Origin of the sequence: Deinococcus pimensis DSM 21231 (assembly GCF_000519345.1) — a bacterium.
Lineage (GTDB): Bacteria > Deinococcota > Deinococci > Deinococcales > Deinococcaceae > Deinococcus_A > Deinococcus_A pimensis.
The window spans coordinates 6141-6488 of sequence record NZ_KI912619.1 but is presented as its reverse complement, the minus strand read 5'-3'; the positions used below and the strand labels follow the sequence as shown (position 1 = coordinate 6488).

Here is a 348-nt window from a genome sequence, read left to right as displayed (position 1 = left end):
CGAGCTCCAGCGTGAGGTCGTCGCGGTGCGGGCCCGAGAGGGTCGCGCCGCGCGCGACCTCCTCGTCGCGGCGCCGGGTGAGGTCGTGCAGGAAGGTCTCCGGGGTGGTGCTCTCGGTGAGGCGCAGCGCGAGCGGTTTGTGCCCGCCGAGCGCCGCGTGGGCCTCCCGGGTCAGGGGGTCCAGCCGCGTGACGATGCGCCTTCGCAGGCCGAGCAGTTCCGAGCCGAGCTCCGCGAGCTTGTGGTCCCAGACGTCCATCGCCCAGTTCTCGCCCGCGCGCAGGGCGGCGTTGCGCTGCGCGAGGTGCCGCTCGTACAGCCCCAGCGTGTGCGCGTAGCGGGCGCTGA

1 pseudogene is annotated in these 348 nt (G+C 74.7%); it reads right to left on the bottom strand.

Annotated features, from left to right (window positions below):
• Positions 1-348: pseudogene (locus DEIPI_RS38705) on the bottom strand (DNA replication/repair protein RecF); the annotation flags it as partial.